The sequence below is a fragment of the Holdemanella sp. genome (genome assembly GCF_056804935.1).
This window is the reverse complement of the sequence record NZ_DBMEXE010000270.1, coordinates 1-488: the sequence shown is the minus strand read 5'-3', so window position 1 is coordinate 488 and position 488 is coordinate 1. Positions and strand designations below refer to the sequence as shown.

Annotated in this window: 1 pseudogene; it reads left to right on the top strand. The window is 34.0% G+C overall.

Annotated features, from left to right (window positions below):
* A pseudogene (locus ACZQCL_RS09180) lies at positions 1-488 on the top strand (DNA mismatch repair endonuclease MutL); the annotation flags it as partial.

Genomic DNA, 488 nt, shown 5'->3' with positions numbered 1-488 from the left:
CCAAGAAATTCTATACCAAATGTATGGTAAAGAAGTAGCGCAGAATGCAATTCCATTTGAAGGAAACAATGAAGATTTTCATATTCATGGATATGCAATCCAGCCCAAAATCAATCGGGCCACAAAATATTTTATGTTTTTAACTTTAAATACAAGATTGATTCGCAGTGTCGCAATCCAAAAAGCAATTCTAGATGCATATAGTGATTATATGCCGCCGAATCGTTTTCCAATCGTTGTTTTACAAATGGATTCAGATACACAATTGGTTGACGTAAACGTACACCCTAATAAATGGGAGGTTCGTTTGTCAAAACAAGGCGAAATGCTAGATTTAATCAAAACAACAATTCAAGATGCTTTAAATGCTTCTTTAAAAACAGTAGCTGTTAGTAAACCTGAAAAGAAGAGTGTTGCATTTGAACAGCCAGAAATACAATATTCATATCCTGTTAAGCAACAGCCAAAAGAGAATAAATCGATTGAAC